Genomic DNA, 18,874 nt, shown 5'->3' on the forward strand with positions numbered 1-18,874 from the left:
GCCGGAACGATGCGTTCGCGGCGCCGCGGGCTCCGTCAGTGACCGTGATGGGCAAATTCGGAGGTGCTGCCGTCGCGGGCCACAAGTTCCACCGCGTACGGCTGCACGCGGCCATCGGGGATCTCCATGCCGGGCGAGCCCATTGGCATGCCGGGCACCGTCAGGCCCTTGGCGTCGGGCTTCTCGGCCAACAGGCGCTTGACGTCTTCAGCCGGCACGTGGCCTTCGACGAAATAGCCGCCCACCTCGGCGGTGTGACAGGAACCCTTGCCATAGGGCACGCCGACGCGCGCCTTGATCAGGTTGATGTCGTCCACATCGTGAACCTCCACCTTGAAGCCCGCCTTCTGCATGTGCTCCACCCACAGGTGACAGCAGCCGCAGGTAGGCGACTTGGTCACCACGAGCAGGGGCAGGGCGCCTGCCGGTTTGGCGCTGCCGGACGTTTTCGGCGTCGCGGACTTACTGGCACCTGCGGGAGGGACCCGGGTGGCCGCCTCGTTTGCAGACGAGGCAATCGAGCCGGGTGTACCCGGCGCTGCAATCTCAGACGACGACGTGGGAGCCGGGACAGCCGCACTCGTGGCGGTCGCCGCTGGCGCGGAGGCTTGGCCGGCGGCTTCTGACGGAGCCGTTCCATTGCTGCAGGCGGCTAAAGCCATCGCCACCGCAATGGCAAGTGACAAACGCGATTTCTGGTGGAACATGCTCATCTCCTCAGAACCACATGCGAACGCCAGCAACAAACCGGGTATCGCTGACGTGTTCGCCATCGGCGTCCCGCAGGTCGGCGGTACGTCCGAACGCGCGCTCATGGACAACGCCGACATAGGGCGCGAACCGCCGGGTGAATTCATAGCGCAGGCGCAACCCGGCTTCGGCCTTCGACAGACCGCTACCGACGCCGCGCTCCACATCGTCCTTAGCCGCAAAATCCAACTCGACCACGGGTTGAAGAATCAATCGGTTGGTCAGCAGTAACTCGTATTCCGCCTCGACATTGGCCTCGACGCGGCCACCATCGCCGACGTAAGCCGTCGCCTGAACCTCAAACTTGTAGGGAGCCAGGCCCTGCACGCCGAACGCGGCCCACGTGCTCGACGGCCCGGGGCGCGTTTCTTGCCGGACACCGCCGACGACATCCCACCACGCGGAGACACTGCGTCCGTACAGCACCTCAACGTCCGCCGCTTCGGTATGACCGTCAACGCGCTCGCCCTCGCTGCGCAGCCAAAGCCGGTTGAGGTCGGTGCCAAACCATGCCGATGCCTCCCAGGCCTCGCCGCGGCCTTCGTCGGCGTCCCAGACTTCCAGGCGATTTACTCCCACGAACCAGTTGAATTCCGGCGCGTGCTCCATGTGCTTGTGCAGTGTGGGGAACGCCGCCACACGATCCGCGTCGGTCACAACAGGAATGGGAGTAATCGGCTCGTTGGGGCGGGCAGGCGTCCCGACATGGCCCGCATGGGTCATATGCGCGGCGTGGCCGGCATGGGCGTCCGGTGTTGCCTGGGGCGAGTGCGCGGCATGGTCGGCGTGGTCTGCACCAGCGTCGGACTCCACCGTCGTCGCTGGCACGGCGTGGCCGGCATGCCCCGCATGCGGATCGGTTGTCTCCGGCGGTGTCTGGGCATCTGGTGCGGGGTGGGCATGCGCGTCCTGCTGCGCATCCGTCCCGGACTGAAGCTGGCGATGTCCATGGTGCCCGGCGTGATCCTGCGCCTGTGCGGCCATGGGCAGCAGGACGGCGATCGCGAAGGCGAGCGGGACAAGGGTAGGGGAGCGGCTCATGCGCGTTCCTCCACGCGCACTTCGCGCATCATGCCCGCTTCCATGTGCATCAATAGATGGCAGTGGAAGGCCCAGCGCCCCAAGGCATCCGCGCGAACGCGATAGCTGCGGCGGGTGCCTGGCGGGATGTCCACGGTGTGCTTGCGCAGGTGGAATTCACCCTGCTCGTTCTCCAGATCGCTCCACAGGCCGTGCAGGTGGATGGGATGGGTCATCATCGTGTCGTTGACCAGCACGATGCGCATGCGCTCGCCGTAGTTGAGGCGCAGCGGCGCGGCGTCCATGAACTTCTGCCCATTGAACGACCACGCGAATTTTTCCATGTGGCCGGTGAGATGCAGTTCGATCTCGCGGCTGGGCTCGCGACCGTCCGGATCGTCGAACAGACTGCGCATGTCGGCGTAGGTCAGCACCTTGCGGCCGTTGTTGCGCAGGCCAATCCCAGGATCGTCCAGCTTGGGCGCGACCGCCGAGCTCTGCATGTCCACCAGGGGGTTGCCGTTCTCGGTGGCGGGATGCTCCACCATGCCACTCGAGGCGGCACCGGTCCCGTGGGCCGCATGCGAGTCCTGGGCCGGACTCGCCATGGCCGCGCCACAACCGCCCTCCATGCCTTTCATGCTGCCGCCGCAGCTGCCCTCCGCACTCTTCATCGAGGCGCCGCAGCCGCCCTCCATGCCTTTCATGGCGGAGGTGCTGCCCATGCCCATGCCCATGGCCGCTCCGCAACCTCCTTCCATGGCCTTGCCGTGGGCACCGTGTCCGCCGTGGCCCATGTCTGCCATGGTCAGTAGCGGTCGTGGATCCAGCGCCGGCAGTGGCGCTTCCAGCCCCTGGCGAACCGCCAGCGTTCCGCGGGCATAACCGGTGCGGCCCATGTCCTGTGCAAAGATGCTGAACGCATCCTGCCCCGTCGGCTCCACCAGTACGTCGAAGGTTTCCGCAACGGCAATGCGGAATTCCTCGACAGTCACCGGGTGGATGTATTGGCCATCGGCGGCCACCACGGTCATCTTCAAACCCGGGATGCGCACGTCAAAGTAGGTCATCGCCGAGCCGTTGATGAAGCGCAGCAGCACCTTCTCGCCCGGCTTGAACAGGCCCGTCCAGTTGCCTGCCGGAGCCGCGCCGTTCATGAGGTAGGTGTAGGTATGCGCGTTGACGTCGGAAATATCGGTGGGCGTCATGCGCATGCGCCCCCACATGCCGCGGTCCTGCAGCGTGGCGGACAATCCGTCCTCACGCACGTCTTGCATGAAGTCGCCGACGGTCCGCTTGTAGTAGTTGTCGTGCTCGGCCATCTTCTTCATGCGACGGAAGAGGGCGACCGGGTCCATGTCCGTCCAGTCCGACAGCAACACAACGTGCTCGCGGTCAAAGCGGTAAGGGGCGGGCTCGCGCGGGTCGACGATGATCGCGCCGTACAGGCCTGCCTGCTCCTGCAGCATTGAATGGCTGTGGTACCAGTACGTACCCGCCTGGTTCAGCTGGAATCGATAGGTGTAGGTCTCGCCTGGCGCGATGCCATCGAAGCTCAGTCCGGGCACGCCATCCATGTTCGCGGGCAGGATGATGCCGTGCCAGTGGATGGAGGAATACGCGTCACGCAGACGGTTGGCCACGCGGAGGGTGACGGTGTCTCCCTCGCGCCAGCGCAGGATGGGGGCGGGCAATGATCCGTTGACCGTGGTGGCCAGACGTTCACGGCCCGTGAAATTGACGGGCGATCGCCCGATGGCCAGATCAAACTCGGTGCCACGCAACTCGGGCACGATTGGACCCGGCTGGGTGGGGGCGGCGAAGGCGGGCCAGCGCGCCAGGCCTGCGGCAGTGGCGACGCCACCTACCGCCAGACCGGTTACGAATCGGCGTCGGGAAAGGTCGGCCACGGGACGACCTCCAGCACTGGGGGCTTTGGAATGCGACATGATTGCTCTACGGAAGCAAGGTGCGAAGTTAGCCTGGGCACGACGCCGTCAAAGGGTGGTGCAGGCCTCGGTTTCCGTCCCGCGGCACTTGGGGCCATCACAGGACGGTTCATCTTGCCGGTCAGGCTATGGGTGGCCTGACGGGTTGCGACAGCGCTGGATCAGAGCGCGACGCGGCCGGTCGCTCCGAGGGGCCTTCGACGAAACCGATGGAAGCAGGCACCTGAGCCTGGAAAAGGTCGGCTTGGACCCCTTGGGTGCAGGCGCCGTCGCATTGCTCGGGACTGCAGCAATCACCAAGGTCCTGACCGGCGCAGGGATCCGAGGCGTGATCCGGCAGCGCCGCCGCATGGGGCCCGGTGTCCACGGATCGCGGTGAATTCAAACTGCTGGACGCGTCACTTGCCCCCATGCTCGCCGACGCCATGGCGGTCCCGATCCCGTTCAGGATCAGGCACGTGGCCATGAGCACTCGTAGTAGGACAGGCAAAAAACGCATGGTGCCCCTAGTGTACGGCGGCGCGGCGGCCAGTCATACCCGTCCAGAACGGCGGCTTTTCGGTCAGGTTCATGGGTGGATAGGGCCCTTCAGCGGCCGCAGGTGACTCGACTCCGAGCCCATCGCCACGAGGCAACCGCGATGCCCATCGTGCGGGATGAACGGGCCAGTTGCCGCCTTTCGCACACCCGCTAGGTGCGTCGGCTGACCTGTTGCCGGGCACCAGGGCGTTTCCAGATGAGTGAGTAGCGCAACCACGGTGCCCCATAGAGCATGGTGACGACGATTGCCCATGCGGGGATGCAGCCCGGTCCTGACCAGGCATTTTCTCTGGCCCTTTGCGCCGTGATGCCCGAATCATTCCGGTCGAGCGTATCAGCCCTTGGCATCTTCGTCGGTCTGGTCGAGCTGAGTGAGTGGTCGCCTTGGCTTGCGGAGGCCGACGGCATGCTCGACGTGGCAGAGCGGGAACGGGTTGGAAGGCAGCGCTTCAGCAGCGACCGCGATGCCCTCACCCTGACCTATGCGCTGCATCGCTTGATGCTCGCGCAGTTTCTGGGATGCGACCCGGGGAGCGTTCTCATTGAGCGAGACGGGCTTGGGTGCCCACGGCTTTCGGGTGGCGAGGTGTCCACCAGCCTGAGTCATGCCGGACGGCGCGCCGCGGCCTTTGCGATCACGGCCACTGGGGCGATAGGGGTGGATGTTGAGCCAACGTCACGCGCCGCGGTCATGCCCGAACTGGCTGATTGGATCTGCCACCCCTCGGAGCGAATGGGTAGGGATGCCGTGGATGGCGTCGATGGAGGCGAAGCACTGCTTGGCCTTTGGGTGCGAAAGGAGGCCTACCTGAAAGCCGCCGGCATCGGGATGCGTCGCGAGATGCGCAGCTTTCCAGCGCCGGATCGTGGCCTGTTGCCGCTGCCCAAAGGAGGCCTCTGCCAGGTTAATGCGCTGAACGCGGGCCGCAGTTGGCACGCAGCAGTCGCAGGCGCGCCCGGCATGCCAATCACCTGTTCTTGGCTGCGCCCGCTTGTCTCATATGAATGGCGAGCGTCGGGTCCACCGCACAGGCCCGCACGACACGGGTGAGCGGCCGACCAGAGTCGCCTCTTCCGTTGGAATTGATAGGCGCAGGTAGGAAGCCTGCCTTGGGGCTGCGAGAGCAGAGGAAAACGCGGGGCAGGAACCGGCACGCAGAGTCCAAGTCGCGCAATGCCCATGGCCGAAGCAGGACAAGCGGCCCAGGATGTCAACGTCAGCCGAGCGCCCGCGCGGATTGCGTACAGGCGCTGCACGATCATCGGGAGTATCAAATGAGCGTTGCACTGGCCAGCCGGAAGAGTCGAGCACTGTTGGTGCTGTGGTTGGCAGAGGTCCTTATCTTGACGCTTGCCGTGATGGCGGCGGCCTGGATCCGGTTCGTCGCAGATCCGGAAGGGTTCAGGGTGTTCGCGTCCAACTCCAGTGTTTCCCGATCCGTCATATTCGCGTTCTTCATCACCATCTCGATGGTGGCGTTCGGCCTATACCAGGTACATGTACGGCACAGCCGCATGGAGTTCCTGATACGACTGCTACTTTCATTCGCATTTGGTGGCATCGCCCTGTTGGTGCTGTACTACCTATTGCCCCATGTCTACATCGGCCGTGGTGTATTGGCGCTAGCGCTGATTCTTGGCTTCGCTGCAGTTGGGTCATTTCGACTGGTGGCGGATCGGGTTTTCCGCACTGACGTTTTTCGGCGTCGAATCATGGTGCTCGGGGCTGGGGACAACGCAGACCTGATCAACAACCGCATGCGCCGACGGACCGATCGCGCCTCGTTCACGGTCGTCGGCTTTCTGCCTATTCCTGGTCAGCCCGTCCATGTCAACGACAAGCTGCTGCTCAAGACAGACTTCTCGTTGTCGGAGATCGCGGAGTGGTTGCAGGTGTATGAGATTGTCGTGGCACCGGACGAAAGGCGAGGCGCGCTGCCCATGGAGGAAATGCTGAAGTGCGCGCAGCGCGGAATCACCATCACCGACCTGTCCACGTTTTTCGAGCGTGAGGCCGGCATGGTCAAACTGAACGTCGCTGATCCCTCCTGGCTGGCATTCTCCGGAGGATTTGACCACTCCATTTCGCGGCGTCTGAACAAGCGATTCTTCGATCTGGCGGCTGCATGCTCGCTACTCCTGTTGGCGTGGCCTGCGATGCTGGTGGTGGCGATCTGCGTTGCCCTCGAATCGCGTGGTCCGATCCTGTACCGACAGACCCGCGTAGGTGAGAACGGACGCCACTTTGACCTGATCAAGTTCAGGAGCATGCGCGTGGATGCCGAGGCGGACGGCGTTGCGCGGTGGGCCAGCCAAGGCGATGACCGCACCACGCGCGTCGGTCGACTGATTCGCTTGGTGCGACTGGATGAACTGCCGCAGTTGTTCAATATCCTGAAGGGGGAAATGAGCTTTGTCGGGCCGCGTCCTGAACGCCCAACCTTCGTGGACATGCTGAACCAGGAAGTGAGGTACTACAACGTGCGCCACTGCGTGAAGCCTGGGCTAACCGGATGGGCTCAGCTGCGCTATCCCTATGGTGCTTCCGTGCGGGACGCCGAGGAGAAGCTGACGTTTGACCTGTTCTACGTGAAGAACCACGGCCTGGTGTTTGACTTGCTGATCCTGCTGCAGACCGTCGAGGTCGTCATGTTCCATAGGGGTTCGCGGTGAGTCGCCCCGGAGTGCCATGAATTGCAGAAGTTCATGGCCGTCTGGGGGCGTCAATCCATGATTTTCAGCTGCGGATCGACGACCTCATACGTCAATCCAATAGCGCCCTGACTCAGCGATCGCCTGTGGCATCCAGCAGAATCCGGCGCAGGCAGTAGACGCTATTGCTTCCGAGTTGGGCGGGTCATTCAGTTGCCGACCGGCCAAGCACATGTCCACCGGCCGTCTGGGCGCCTCGGCGCGCTTGTACGGTCGCGGAAGAACCTCGCCCAACCAGAGCCAGTCGCACTTCGCCATAGCGGGCAGAGAGGAAGTCGAGCAGGGTATGGATGAGCAGGATGATCCCGACCATCTCCATGCCCTCCTCAAGGCTGACAAGTGCGTGGTAGAGCATGTTCCTGTGGCCGTGACCTTCGCGCCACCAGCCCTCGAGAAGTTCAACACCGATGGCGCCGCCAAGGTAAACCACCCCGGATACCAGGAGCATGACCCCGGTGCGAAGTGGCAAGCGGCGCACGAAGGGGAGGAAGTAGATGCCCAAGCCAATCACGAGCACGATGGCTGGGATTACCCAGGCGAAGTAGAAGATGCCAAGTCGTTCCACCCCGAGCGAATCCCCGAGGATGCCTCGCAATGGGTCAATCAGTCGCTCGTGGATCGAAAGAGATTCATCCACACCCATTGCGAGAAAGCCTGCGGACAGAATGGTCCACTTGACGGTATCCGGCCCACCGCGGCCCCGCTCCAGAAGCGCGATGAAGGCCAGGATCATCGACGCGGCAAGCAGAAGGATGGTCGAGAAGAGCGCTGGCACATTGTTTTCTTTGTCCAGGCTCAACATGGGCAGGCCCATGACGCTCTCTTGGTGCATGACCAATCGATAGGCCTGAAGCGCCACATTGATGGCAATCAAGACGAAAACGGTAAGGAACAGTCGACGGCGGATTGCGACTGGATCCAGCATAAGCTTGTGCGATTCCATGAACGGAGCCCCCACGAGGCAACCCGACTATGGGCACGGACGTGCCTGCCTGTGACAACGGCGAGGTGCCTGGTGGGCGGTCAATGCTTATGTGCCTGAGGAGATTTTGTTCTGCTTGCCCACCATCGCGGGCTTAGAGGCATGGCCTGCCAATGGATCGTCCGGTCACCTGAGCCACTCACCCGAGGCCAGGGCAAGCAGTCCGAACAGCACGACCAGAAAGGCAACGGCCAAGCCCAATGCAACCCGGGTAGGGGGTGCCGCCTGCTGAGGCGGGGTGGCAACAGGCAAGTGCTCGACATACGGGCGGGCCGGCACCGGCAATCCCGGGGCCGGCGATCCGCTCCGGTAGGGCGTTGCGCCAGGCAGTCGTCCGTACCGCCGATGGAAGCGGACCGCGGTGGTATAGAGCGCGATGAGGTTCCGCAGCGCGGCGGCCGACTCCGGTGACTTGGAATCCTCCAGGGAGCCATGGGGGTGCAATTCCGCGATACGCCGGCGGTAGGCGAGCTGGAGCTCCGGAAAGGTGCAATCCGGCCTCAGTCGAAGCTCTGTATACAGCAGCGTCAGGTCGGGTTTCATCGCGCACCCCCGCTTGATGATTCTAGCCCAATGCCTCGTGTATCAAGCATATCCGGCGCAGGTCATGCCGACCACTTGGCCGTATGCCCTCGGTCGCAACGTTCTCTCACACATCAGCGCGAGCATCAATCGCCAGATTGGGGATGCCCGCCCCGAGGGGGCCCACGGCAACCGACGCCAAGTGCGACGGCTGCCGTTCTGGCGCGATGCGAACCTAAACGCCGGAGGAGGCATGAGCCAGCAGTTCGACGAGCGTCCGCCAGGGCAGGCGCCGCGGGCAAAGACGCCCTGCATCCACGAGCGGATTGAAGCACAGGCCGCCATGACCCCTGAGGCGATGGCCGTCACGTGTGACGGTGTCAGCCTCACGTACTTGGAGTTGAATCGGCGAGCCAACCAGGTGGCCCATCGGCTGCGCACGATGGGAGTGGGGCCTGGCACATTGGTTGCCATTGGGATGGATCGCTCCACCGAAATGGTGATCAGCCTGTTTGGCATCTTGAAGGCCGGGGGTGCATACCTGCCCATTGACACAATGTACCCGCGGGAGCGGGTGCAATTCATGCTGGAGGATGCTCGTCCGGCGGTTTTACTGACCTCCGAAGCGCACCAAGCGACCTTGCCGGCCGTTGGCGTGCCGACGTTGTTGGTGGACCCCACGTGGTCCGCGTTCCAGAGCGATCCGGACCACGACCCGGAGCACATTGTTAGCCCCGAAGATCTCGCCTATGTGATCTACACCTCCGGTTCCACGGGCAAGCCCAAGGGATGCCAAGTCACCCATTCCAACGTTGCACGGCTATTTACGTCCACTGAGGCGTGGTTTCACTTCGGGCCTCAGGATGTGTGGACGTTCTTCCATTCGCACGCTTTTGATTTCTCCGTATGGGAAATATGGGGCGCCTTGATTCACGGCGGTAGGGTGGTGGTCGTCCCGTACCTGACCAGCCGGTCGCCAGAGCAGTTCCTCAGGTTGCTGGTTAGCGAAGGCGTCACGGTCCTTAACCAGACGCCCTCTGCGTTCAAGGCGTTGATCCATGCGGACCTGGTCGCTGGCATCGATCCGATGGACTTCGCGTTGCGCTACGTGATCTTCGGTGGGGAAGCCTTGGAGCTGCAAATGCTTCGCCCATGGTTGGAGCGTCATGGCGACCAGCGTCCGCAACTGGTCAACATGTACGGGATTACCGAGACGACGGTTCACGTGACCTACCGTCCCCTGACGCTCGGCGACGTCGAACGTAATGCAGGTAGTCTCATCGGGCAGCCGATTCCTGATCTTCGGCTATACCTGCTCGATGCCAATCTCGATCCTGTCCCAATGGGGGAGGTGGGCGAGATCCACGTGGCAGGAGCGGGCGTCTGTCGCGGCTATCTCAATCGGCCCGAGCTGACGGCAGAGCGGTTCTTTGAGTGGCAGTCGCCGGAGGGAAGCACCCTGCGCCTCTATAAGACGGGCGACCTCGCACGGCGGCTCCCTGACGGCGACATTGCGTATCTTGGCCGCAGCGACCAGCAGGTGAAAATCCGCGGATTCCGCATTGAGACAGGCGAGATCGAGAGCGTCCTCAGCGGGCACGAGTCTGTCCGTGCTTGCGCAGTAGTCGCGCGAAGCGAGGATGGACAACCTGAGGCGCGCCTTGTCGCCTATGTCGTACCGGCTGGAGGACAGGTGTCCCCGTCAGAGCTCCGGCGCCAGCTCTCCGAATCCTTGCCGGAATACATGGTCCCGGCTGCGTTTGTCGAACTTCCCGAACTCCCGCTCACGGAGAATGGCAAGCTCGACCGGCGGGCATTGCCGTCTCCACCCCGGCAACGTCCTGAGATAGCAACCACGTATGAACCTCCGAGCGGCGCCCTGGAGTCCACGTTGTGTGGGTGCTTTAGTGAGATGCTGGCCATTGACTCTGTTGGCCGCAATGACAATTTCTTTGAGCTAGGCGGAGATTCTCTGCTGGCGACCCGGTTGCTGCTCCGACTACGCGAATTGCCTGGTCCAGCATCCGGAAGGACGATCGCGACGTCGGTCCTGTTTCGCAACCCGACGCCTGCCAAGTTGGCGGCGTACGTTGAAGAAGGTGAGACCCACGACATACCTGCCTCCAGGTTTGTCACGCGGCACGGAAAGGATTCCACCCTCCAGGATCCGATCGCGATCGTCGCCATGGCGGGCAGGTTTCCTGGCGCCTCCGATGTCGAGGCTTTCTGGCGCAACCTGTGCGAGGGGGTCGAGTCCATCACCTTCTTCTCCCCTGAAGACCTCGATACGTCCGTCACGGACCAGCAGCGCGCTGACCCAGCCTACGTGAAGGCGCGCGGAATCATCGATGGCGTCGAGTGGTTCGATGCGGCGTTCTTTGGCATTGGCCCGAGGGAAGCCGAATTGATGGATCCCCAGCAACGGCTCCTGCTTGAATTGGCGTGGGAATGCATTGAGCGGGCAGGGTACGTGCCTGACGCGATGCCTCGCCCGGTGGGTGTCTTTGCCGGCATGTTCAATGCCACTTACTTCCAGCACCACGTCGCCGCTCGCCCCGACCTGATCGACAAGGTCGGCACCTTCCAGGTGATGCTGGACAATGAGAAGGATTTCATCGCCACGCGTGTCGCATACAAGCTGAACCTGACCGGTCCCGCCATCAGCGTCCACACCGCGTGCTCGACCTCGCTGGTCGCCATCTGCCAAGCGATGGACAGCCTGCGCCTTGGCCAATGCGACGCGGCTCTGGCGGGTGGCGTGGCGATCACCTGTCCACCGCGCAGCGGGTACGTATATCAGGAAGGCGCGATGCTTTCCCCGGACGGCCACACGCGCACCTTCGATGCCGATGCTCAGGGGACCGTTTTCAGCGACGGGGCGGCCCTAGTCATGCTCAAGCGACTACCGGATGCCATCGCGGACGGCGACCAGGTATATGCGGTCATTCGGGGCGGCGCGGTCAACAATGATGGCGCCGGCAAGGCCAGTTTCACTGCACCCAGTAGTGACGGACAGGCCGCCGTGATCGCAATGGCGCACGAACGCGCCCAAGTGGATCCGCGGAGCATCAGCTACGTTGAGACACATGGCACGGCAACCCCGGTCGGAGATCCGATCGAGATCGAAGGCCTGACGCGGGCGTTCCGGCGTGAAACCGACGCAACGGGGTTTTGTCGCATTGGGTCGGTAAAGAGCAATGTCGGTCATCTTGTGATTGCTGCGGGCGCCACAGGGGTGATCAAGACGGCCCTGTCGCTTCATGAACAACGAATCCCCGCCACGCTTCACTTCCATGCGCCCAACCCCACCATCGATTTCTCCGCGTCGCCTTTTGTGGTCAACGCCGCCACGGTCGAGTGGCCACAAGGTGAACACCCCCGGCGCGCGGGCGTAAGTTCGTTTGGTGTCGGCGGAACAAACGCCCATATCATCCTTGAGGAGGCACCTTGCCTTCCCCAGTCGGACCAGGGGAGGGGGCCTCAACTGCTGGTGCTCTCCGCTCGCTCGCCAAACGCGTTGAGCTTGGCCGCCAACAGGTTGGCCGACCATCTGGAGAAGGAAGGTGCCGTCAACCTTGCCGACGTAGCATGGACACTGTCAGTGGGGCGCAAGGCTTTCCCGCATCGGCTGGCCATCGTTGCGGGTGACGCTCCAGATGCAGTCACGCAGTTGCGTAGCCCAGCGCTCGCTGCTGTGGCAGCCCGCAGCCGCCCCGCGCGTCCAAGAGACGTCGTCCTGCTCTTCCCCGGTCAAGGGGCAACCTATCCCGGCATGGGACGCGCGTTGTATGCGTCGGAGCCGAACTTCCGGGCTGCTCTTGATGAGTGTATCGAGGCGTTAGGCCCAAGCGCCGGCCAGGAACTCCGCGAACGGATGGCCAGCGACGACCCGGAGGCGATGCGGCCGACCGCCATCATGCAGCCAGCCACCTTCATCGTCGAGTACGCGTTGGCCCGACTGTGGCTGGCCAGCGGAATAGCGCCAGTTGCCATGATTGGGCACAGTGTCGGCGAGTTTGTCGCGGCGACGCTGTCTGGCGTCTTCAAGCTCACGGATGCAATCCGTCTGATCTCGATGCGGGGCGAGCTGATGCAGGCGCTGCCTGAAGGTGGCATGTTGTCAGCCCGCATGTCATTGGCGGACCTGCTGCCCATCCTTCCCTCCGAGTTGTCGCTGGCAGCTGAGAATGGGCCTGCCAGTTGCGTGGTGTCTGGCCCACATGAAGCAATCGCTGCATTTCGGGCGACCTTGGACCAGAAGGGAGTCGCGTGCAGGACGCTCCGCACCTCGCACGCGTTCCACTCCCACATGATGGATCCGGCAGTGATTCCCTTCCGGAACGAAGTGGCGAAGCTTGAATTGTCAGCACCGCGGGTACCCATCGTTTCGACGGCCTCCGGTGACTGGCTGCCCGAGGACGCAGCACTATCACCAGACTACTGGGCATCCCACCTGCGTGAGCCGGTCCGATTCAGTTCGGCGATCGGCCGAGTCGTGGAAGACGGCAGGCGCATTCTGCTGGAAGCTGGGCCACGCGCTACCCTCTGCACATTGGCAAGGCAGCATCCGACATGCCAGAAGCATGATGTAAGTGCACTGGCCTCTCTTGGCGAAAGCCCGGACACCGAGGAGGCCATGGTGCGGCTTGCGACCGGACAACTCTGGGTGCATGGCGTACCCATTGACCCTGCGCTCTTTGATCGCAGGATAGTCCGTCATCGGGTGCGTCTCCCAACGTATCCGTTCGATCGTCAACGCTATTGGGTCGAAGCGGCAAAAGCAGCAGTCAGGACACCGGTCTCGCAGGCGAGCGCAACCGCGGAACTAAGCCCGAATGGTAGCCAAAGCGAGGATGTCGATGCGCAATCAAAGCGTCTCGATTTTGTAGACCCAAGAGCCGCGCTGAAAGAGAGGATCCGGCAAGTCATTGAGGATACGGCAGGCTTCCATGTCGCCGACACAGACGCGGATGAGAATTTCATAGCGCTTGGAATGGATAGCCTGATGCTCACGCAACTCGCGCTGCAATTGCAGCGCGTGTTCCCAATGAAGATTTCGTTCCGAGATCTCATGACCGATCTCTCGAGTCTTGATCGGCTGGCGCGGCAACTTGAAGCTTCGCTTCCAGATGAGACAAGTGTCGCTGACCAGGGCGACTCAACAAACATCGTCAAGCAGCTTCATGTCGTAGCCAGTGCTCGTCAGAGTGTGCCAAGGCTGGAGATGGATGATGCTCATCCCATCGTTCCAGGGGCACGTCTCGGCCGCGAACCGGACGGGCGGCCGGCATGGTTTGTGGCGGATCCTCAACGCGCTGGAAAGTTCCTGAAGGTGGGCACATGAACACCGCAGTCCTGCCGGCAACGCCGACGCTTTCCGCAGTGGATTACGATCCGTTCCTGCTTGGGGCACTCGAGAAGGTAGTTCCCACCACGCGGTCCCAGCGTGAGATCTGGTTGGCTGACCAGTTGAGCCCCGAGGCCTCCTTGGCATTCAACCTGTCAGTCACGTTGCGGTTCCTTGGGGCGCTGGACGTTGAATCGCTGCGTCGGGGACTGCAGGACCTCGTGGACAGACATGACGCCCTTCGGGCCAATGTGGCGCCAGGGGGAATGGAGTTGTGTGTTCGCGCCAGAGCCCCTTTCACATGCGAAATCGTGGACCTCTCAGGGCTTGCATTGCAGGACGCCGGAACAGCCCTTGCCGATCGGTTGCACTGCCAGGTACAGACGCCTTTTTCACTAGCCCTTGACCCACTGTTCAGGGCAGAACTGATACGCATCACGCCCACTGAGCACATCCTTTTGCTTACGGCCCATCACGTCATTTGTGACGGCTGGTCCTGGTGGGTAATCGTGCGTGAACTGGGCGCGCTATATGCCCAGCACAGCGGCGCGAAAAAGTCGCCGTTGCCCGCGCCCGTTAGCTTTGTCGATTTCGCCGTTGGCGATTCCGACTCGGCATCGGACACGAAGCGCCAGGGTGACGAGGCCTATTGGGAGTCCGTATTTGCGGGAAGCGTGCCAGTACTGGAGCTGCCTGCTGACCGGCCGAGACCGTCAGAGCGGAGCTTCGCTTCGGCACGATTGGATCATGTCATTGACTCGGAACTCCTGTCCGCCCTGCGAAGCATAGGGGCCGCACAAGGCGCCAGCCTTTTCGCAACCCTGCTGGGAGGCTTCTCCGGCCTGCTATACCGGCTGACCGGACAGTCCGACGTCGTAATCGGCATCCCTGCCGCTGGTCAACCGGTCGCAGGCAGTGACGATCTTGTCGGGCACTGCGTCAACACCCTTCCACTTCGATTCTGCATCGAGGGGTCCAACCCGTTTTCCACGCTACTCGGAGTGGCACAGGCCACGTTGCTTGATGCACTTGACCATCAGCAGTGTACGTATGGGACGCTTTTGACGAAGTTGCGTTTGCCGCGTGACCCAGCGCGCATGCCGCTCGTCAGTGTCCTGTTCAACCTGGATCAAGCGCTGGACCAGCAGAGCTCTGCATTCACGGGTCTGGCCATGGAGTTTGAAAGCACCCCTCGGAAGTTCGAGACCTTCGAGGTGTTCGTGAACGCCGTGCAGGTCAAGGGGGAACTGAGGCTTGAGTGTCAGTACAACACTGATCTGTTCGATGCCTCCACTATTCGGCGCTGGCTTCGCGCCTACGAAACACTACTGCGTGGCGCCGTAAAGGACGAATCGACGGCAATGGCACGTCTCTCCTTGCTGGATGCGGCTTCGCGAACGGAGCTCGAGCAGTTGCAGCCATCTCCCGTGGCTTATGACCCTGCGTGCCGCATGCATGAATACTTTGAGCGCACGTGCGATCAATTTGCGATGCGCCACGCCATTGTGCATGGGGATGTTCGGGCCAGCTATCGGGACCTCGAAATTCGTTCGAACAGAATTGCGCGCGCGCTCCGTGGGCATGGCGTCAGAAAGGGGAGCCTGGTCGGCCTGGCTCTGGATCGAAGCATCGACATGGTCGCGTCGCTCCTTGCCGTCCTGAAGGCAGGCGCGGGCTATGTTCCGCTTGATCCGGCCTTTCCGGCCGACCGCCTGGCCTACATGGCCGCCGACGCGGGGCTTTCCGCGCTCATCACCACCTCCCAGCATGAATCGCGATTCGACCTGCGCGGTAGACCCGTGCTTCTGCTTGACGCGGAGGCTGCGCGTATTGACGCCGCATCCGCAGAACGAATTGGACGGGACGCTGACAGCGCCTCACAGGAGGATCCCGCGTACGTGATCTATACGTCAGGCTCAACGGGGCGGCCTAAAGGCGTGGTCGTTCCACACCGGGCTGTCTCGAACTTCCTGACCAGCATGGCAAGAACGCCTGGACTGTCCAATCAGGACCGGCTGGTGGCGATTACGACCTTGTCATTCGATATTGCCGTGCTTGAGCTCTTGCTGCCTTTGTCCGTCGGGGCTGAGGTCGTTCTTGCAGACCGCGAGACAACATCTGACGGCAACGCGCTCCGCGAGCTGATCGAGCGGAGCGACGCCACGGTCATGCAGGGGACGCCGTCGAGCTGGCGATTGCTGTTGGAAACGGGGTGGCAGGGCAGTTCGGGGTTCAAGGCGCTATGTGGTGGAGAGCCCATGGCTCCTGACCTGGCGGCGTCCCTGGCAGCACGATGCGATTCCGTCTGGAATGTGTATGGCCCAACGGAGACCACGATCTGGTCGACCTGCGCGCAAATCGAAGGCGCCACGACCGGCGAACTGGCTGATGTCCACATCGGGCGCCCGATTGCCAACACCAGCATTTGGATCTTGGACGATGGCGGAGAGCTCTGCCCGCTCGGTGTCCCCGGCGAGATTTGCATAGGCGGGCAAGGCGTCACCAATGGCTACCTCAATCGCCCCGATCTGACAGCGGAGCGCTTCATCAGCGATCGATTCACGAACCCGGCCATCAATGCAGCCACGCCAGATGTTGCGGCATTGCTATATCGCACGGGAGATCGTGGCCGTTGGCGGCAGGACGGCAATCTGCAACACATGGGACGGCTCGACAGCCAGGTCAAGGTCCGCGGCTACAGAATCGAACTGGGTGAAATCGAGGCCAACCTTGTCGCCGTTCCGGGGGTTGCGCAAGCCGTGGTGGTAGTCCGCGAAGATCGCGGGAACGACCAGAGGCTGGTGGCGTACGTTGTCCTGGCACCGGGGGCTGTGGCACAGGAGGGCCAGATGAAGGCTCACCTCCAGCAAGTGCTGCCCGCCTACATGGTGCCCCAACACATCATCGTGCTCGACGCCATTCCGCAGCTCCCCAACGGCAAGACCAACCGCGCAGCCTTGCCTGCACCCGCTGCGGCCGTCGAGCCTCACCTTGCCAAGACGGACCTGTCGGAAACCGACATGGACCCCAGAGTCCGTTACCTCGCCGGAGTCTGGTCCGACTTGCTGGGTCTGCCAGCCGGGCAAGAAGACAACTTCTTCGAGTTGGGCGGACACTCCATGCTTGCCGTGCAGATGGCGGCGCGCGTGGAACGCGACACGGGTTATCGGATCAAACTGATTCGCCTGGGCGCGGAGACGCTAGGTCAGGTCGCCTCGCGACTCCCAATGCCCAGCACGGGTGATGTCGACCAGACAGGCATCGGGGGAAAGTTGGGGATGGGTTTGCGCCGCCTGTTTCGCAGGGGCAAGGCAGGACGCGATGCACAGTGACTGGCAGCCGTTATGGATTGGGCCAGCGTCGCACCGCTTGTATGCGGCGTTTCACCCGGCAGAGGGGCCTTCGACCATCGGCGTGGTGATCGCTCCGCCGCTACTTCACGAACTTTCTCGTTGCCGTCGATTCATGACTGAAATGGCAGCGGAGTTTGCGAGGCAGGGCGTTCCGTGCCTGAGATTTGACTTCCATGGCACGGGTGACTCGAGCGGCACAGGGGACGAAACGGACTTTTCGACGCTCCGTCGGGATCTGGACGTCGCAGTATCCGCCTTGAGGCAATGGGCATCTGTCAGTCGGGTGTGTCTCGTTGCATGGAGGGGCAGTGCACTGGTGCTACCAGGCTGGGTCAGCGAAGGCGGAGACGCGAGTCCCCTGGTGCTTTGGGAGCCCATTATGGATGGGGCCGACTGGCTCAGGAAGCTCACTAACGTGGACGCACGGGAGCGGCTGGCGCGCCCGCCACCCCGACCCGGGATCAAGCAGCTCGACAACCGTGGTGACAGGCAGTTGATGGGTTTTTCTGCCCCGCTGGGGCTGCGCGAGGACCTTGCAGAGTCACGCCTTGAAGACGTGTTCGCCAGCCATCTGCCGGTCTGGACAGTCTTGCGCCCAGGTCAGGAGCGGACGTTGCCCGTCCTGCCCTCCAGAACCTTTGTCCTGCCGCCTACCGCGCCGGCCTTCAATGACGAGGCTGCAATGGACTCCACGTTCTTCCTGACGCCGCAAGTTCGTGATCTAGTCAGCCACCTTGGGCGTTCGTTGGATGCGACGGTGCGTGCATGAATGCCGCCTTGGAAACCTGCGACGTGCATCTTGGAACAGCCGACAACGCGTTTGTTCGGTTCGGTCCGGGCGGACGACTGCTTGGCATATTGAGTGGCCCGCCTGGCAGAGGGCCCATGTTGCTGCTGCCGAGTGCCGGACTTCAGCCACGATCCGGCCCATTTCGGCTGCACGCAACCTTGGCAGAGCGATTGGCGGAAAGGGGCATTCGCAGCTTCCGGTTTGACGTCCCAGGAGTGGGCGAGGCGCCGAGCATAACCGGCTGTGACGCGACCCAGGCCAGCATCGCGGCGATCGACAGGCTGCAATCCAGTCATGGTTGCGAACACTTTGTCATCGGCGGTATCTGCAGTGCCGCCGATACGGGCTGGGATGTGGCGGTCACCGACACGCGTGTTTCCGGCCTGCTGCTAATGGATGGCGTTTGCTTCTCTGGCCCGTGGTACCACTATGCCCGAGCCATTGGACTCATACGGCGCTTGCCCTGGGAGTGGAAGCATTTCGCACGCCGGTTGCCGCAACGCTTGAGGGCACGAGGCGGTTTGGATGCGAACGCATTTCGTTCCTGGCCAGACAGGGAGCTTGCGATGCAACAGTTCGCAGAAATGATCGATCGTCGCGTTCGCGTACTGAGCATCTTCAGTGGAGGGTATGCCGAACACTTCCTGCACCCGAGGCAGTTTGAGTGGTCATTTGGCCCCGCGGTGCGAGACCCAGGAGTGACCATGCATTACTGGCCTGACTGTGACCACACCTATTTTGGAAGAGCGCAGCGGGAGCGCCTGATAGGGACCGTCTCGGAATGGATGGACAGCCTCCGCACCAAGGGGGAGCAGTGACTGCCATGGATAGTCAACAAGCGACACCACTCTATGCCTCGCCCACCAGCTCCTCTCGGCCCCTACGAGTCGCGTTGGTTGCTCCTGCGTG

Annotated in this window: 12 protein-coding genes; 6 read left to right on the top strand and 6 right to left on the bottom strand. The window is 62.6% G+C overall.

Going from position 1 to position 18,874, the window contains the following annotated elements:
- Positions 1 to 35 precede the first annotated feature (35 nt).
- The 4 genes from ACYVBS_RS09820 to ACYVBS_RS09835 all read right to left on the bottom strand — a co-directional run bounded on the left by ACYVBS_RS09820 (position 36) and on the right by ACYVBS_RS09835 (position 4,218).
- Positions 36 to 545 (bottom strand): DUF411 domain-containing protein, encoded by a 510-nt coding sequence (locus ACYVBS_RS09820; RefSeq protein WP_460823404.1) that lies wholly within the window; start codon positions 543 to 545, stop codon positions 36 to 38.
- A gap of 172 nt (positions 546 to 717) precedes the next feature.
- A complete protein-coding gene (locus ACYVBS_RS09825; protein WP_460823361.1) occupies positions 718 to 1,791 on the bottom strand; it encodes a copper resistance protein B in 1,074 nt (357 codons plus the stop codon).
- Positions 1,788 to 3,719, bottom strand: a complete 1,932-nt coding sequence (locus ACYVBS_RS09830) for a copper resistance system multicopper oxidase (RefSeq protein WP_460823362.1) — start codon at positions 3,717 to 3,719, stop codon at positions 1,788 to 1,790. The genes ACYVBS_RS09825 and ACYVBS_RS09830 overlap by 4 nt, the downstream gene beginning before the upstream one ends.
- Positions 3,720 to 3,840: 121 nt before the next feature.
- Positions 3,841 to 4,218, bottom strand: coding sequence for a CopL family metal-binding regulatory protein (locus ACYVBS_RS09835; RefSeq protein WP_460823364.1), 378 nt, complete (start codon positions 4,216 to 4,218; stop codon positions 3,841 to 3,843).
- A 273-nt stretch (positions 4,219 to 4,491) separates the two neighbouring features.
- Between ACYVBS_RS09835 and ACYVBS_RS09840 the strand changes: the two genes are divergently transcribed.
- Positions 4,492 to 5,310, top strand: a complete 819-nt coding sequence (locus tag ACYVBS_RS09840) for a 4'-phosphopantetheinyl transferase family protein (protein WP_460823365.1) — start codon at positions 4,492 to 4,494, stop codon at positions 5,308 to 5,310.
- A gap of 224 nt (positions 5,311 to 5,534) precedes the next feature.
- Positions 5,535 to 6,932 carry a TIGR03013 family XrtA/PEP-CTERM system glycosyltransferase gene (locus tag ACYVBS_RS09845; RefSeq protein WP_460823366.1) on the top strand — a complete coding sequence of 466 codons (1,398 nt, stop codon included), beginning with the start codon at positions 5,535 to 5,537 and terminating at the stop codon, positions 6,930 to 6,932.
- Between the two features lie 184 nt (positions 6,933 to 7,116).
- Here ACYVBS_RS09845 and ACYVBS_RS09850 read toward each other — a convergent pair whose 3' ends face one another.
- Both ACYVBS_RS09850 and ACYVBS_RS09855 read right to left on the bottom strand, forming a co-directional pair.
- Positions 7,117 to 7,914: a hypothetical protein gene (locus ACYVBS_RS09850; protein WP_460823367.1), complete on the bottom strand. Its 798-nt coding sequence runs from the start codon at positions 7,912 to 7,914 to the stop codon at positions 7,117 to 7,119.
- 165 nt (positions 7,915 to 8,079) lie between these two features.
- Entirely contained in the window at positions 8,080 to 8,496 is a 417-nt protein-coding gene (locus tag ACYVBS_RS09855) for a hypothetical protein (protein ID WP_460823368.1), read from the bottom strand.
- 232 nt (positions 8,497 to 8,728) lie between these two features.
- On the opposite strand from ACYVBS_RS09855, the gene ACYVBS_RS09860 reads away from it, so the two are divergent.
- The 4 genes from ACYVBS_RS09860 to ACYVBS_RS09875 all read left to right on the top strand — a co-directional run bounded on the left by ACYVBS_RS09860 (position 8,729) and on the right by ACYVBS_RS09875 (position 18,783).
- Positions 8,729 to 13,819 carry an amino acid adenylation domain-containing protein gene (locus ACYVBS_RS09860; RefSeq protein ID WP_460823369.1) on the top strand — a complete coding sequence of 1,697 codons (5,091 nt, stop codon included), beginning with the start codon at positions 8,729 to 8,731 and terminating at the stop codon, positions 13,817 to 13,819.
- Positions 13,816 to 17,154 carry a non-ribosomal peptide synthetase gene (locus ACYVBS_RS09865; protein ID WP_460823370.1) on the top strand — a complete coding sequence of 1,113 codons (3,339 nt, stop codon included), beginning with the start codon at positions 13,816 to 13,818 and terminating at the stop codon, positions 17,152 to 17,154. The genes ACYVBS_RS09860 and ACYVBS_RS09865 overlap by 4 nt, the downstream gene beginning before the upstream one ends.
- A 400-nt stretch (positions 17,155 to 17,554) precedes the next feature.
- Positions 17,555 to 17,944 carry a hypothetical protein gene (locus tag ACYVBS_RS09870; RefSeq protein WP_460823371.1) on the top strand — a complete coding sequence of 130 codons (390 nt, stop codon included), beginning with the start codon at positions 17,555 to 17,557 and terminating at the stop codon, positions 17,942 to 17,944.
- Positions 17,941 to 18,783: an alpha/beta fold hydrolase gene (locus tag ACYVBS_RS09875; RefSeq protein ID WP_460823372.1), complete on the top strand. Its 843-nt coding sequence runs from the start codon at positions 17,941 to 17,943 to the stop codon at positions 18,781 to 18,783. The genes ACYVBS_RS09870 and ACYVBS_RS09875 overlap by 4 nt, the downstream gene beginning before the upstream one ends.
- Positions 18,784 to 18,874 lie beyond the last annotated feature (91 nt).

Source organism: Lysobacter olei (assembly GCF_054777355.1).

Coding starts and splice junctions, on each gene's coding strand:
- ACYVBS_RS09840 (WP_460823365.1), top strand. CDS start 4,492: ATGGTGACGACGATTGCCCATGCGGGGATGCAGCCCGGTCCTGACCAG.
- ACYVBS_RS09830 (WP_460823362.1), bottom strand. CDS start 3,719: ATGTCGCATTCCAAAGCCCCCAGTGCTGGAGGTCGTCCCGTGGCCGAC.
- ACYVBS_RS09835 (WP_460823364.1), bottom strand. CDS start 4,218: ATGCGTTTTTTGCCTGTCCTACTACGAGTGCTCATGGCCACGTGCCTG.
- ACYVBS_RS09845 (WP_460823366.1), top strand. CDS start 5,535: ATGAGCGTTGCACTGGCCAGCCGGAAGAGTCGAGCACTGTTGGTGCTG.
- ACYVBS_RS09865 (WP_460823370.1), top strand. CDS start 13,816: ATGAACACCGCAGTCCTGCCGGCAACGCCGACGCTTTCCGCAGTGGAT.
- ACYVBS_RS09850 (WP_460823367.1), bottom strand. CDS start 7,914: ATGGAATCGCACAAGCTTATGCTGGATCCAGTCGCAATCCGCCGTCGA.
- ACYVBS_RS09855 (WP_460823368.1), bottom strand. CDS start 8,496: ATGAAACCCGACCTGACGCTGCTGTATACAGAGCTTCGACTGAGGCCG.
- ACYVBS_RS09870 (WP_460823371.1), top strand. CDS start 17,555: ATGGATGGGGCCGACTGGCTCAGGAAGCTCACTAACGTGGACGCACGG.
- ACYVBS_RS09875 (WP_460823372.1), top strand. CDS start 17,941: ATGAATGCCGCCTTGGAAACCTGCGACGTGCATCTTGGAACAGCCGAC.
- ACYVBS_RS09860 (WP_460823369.1), top strand. CDS start 8,729: ATGAGCCAGCAGTTCGACGAGCGTCCGCCAGGGCAGGCGCCGCGGGCA.
- ACYVBS_RS09825 (WP_460823361.1), bottom strand. CDS start 1,791: ATGAGCCGCTCCCCTACCCTTGTCCCGCTCGCCTTCGCGATCGCCGTC.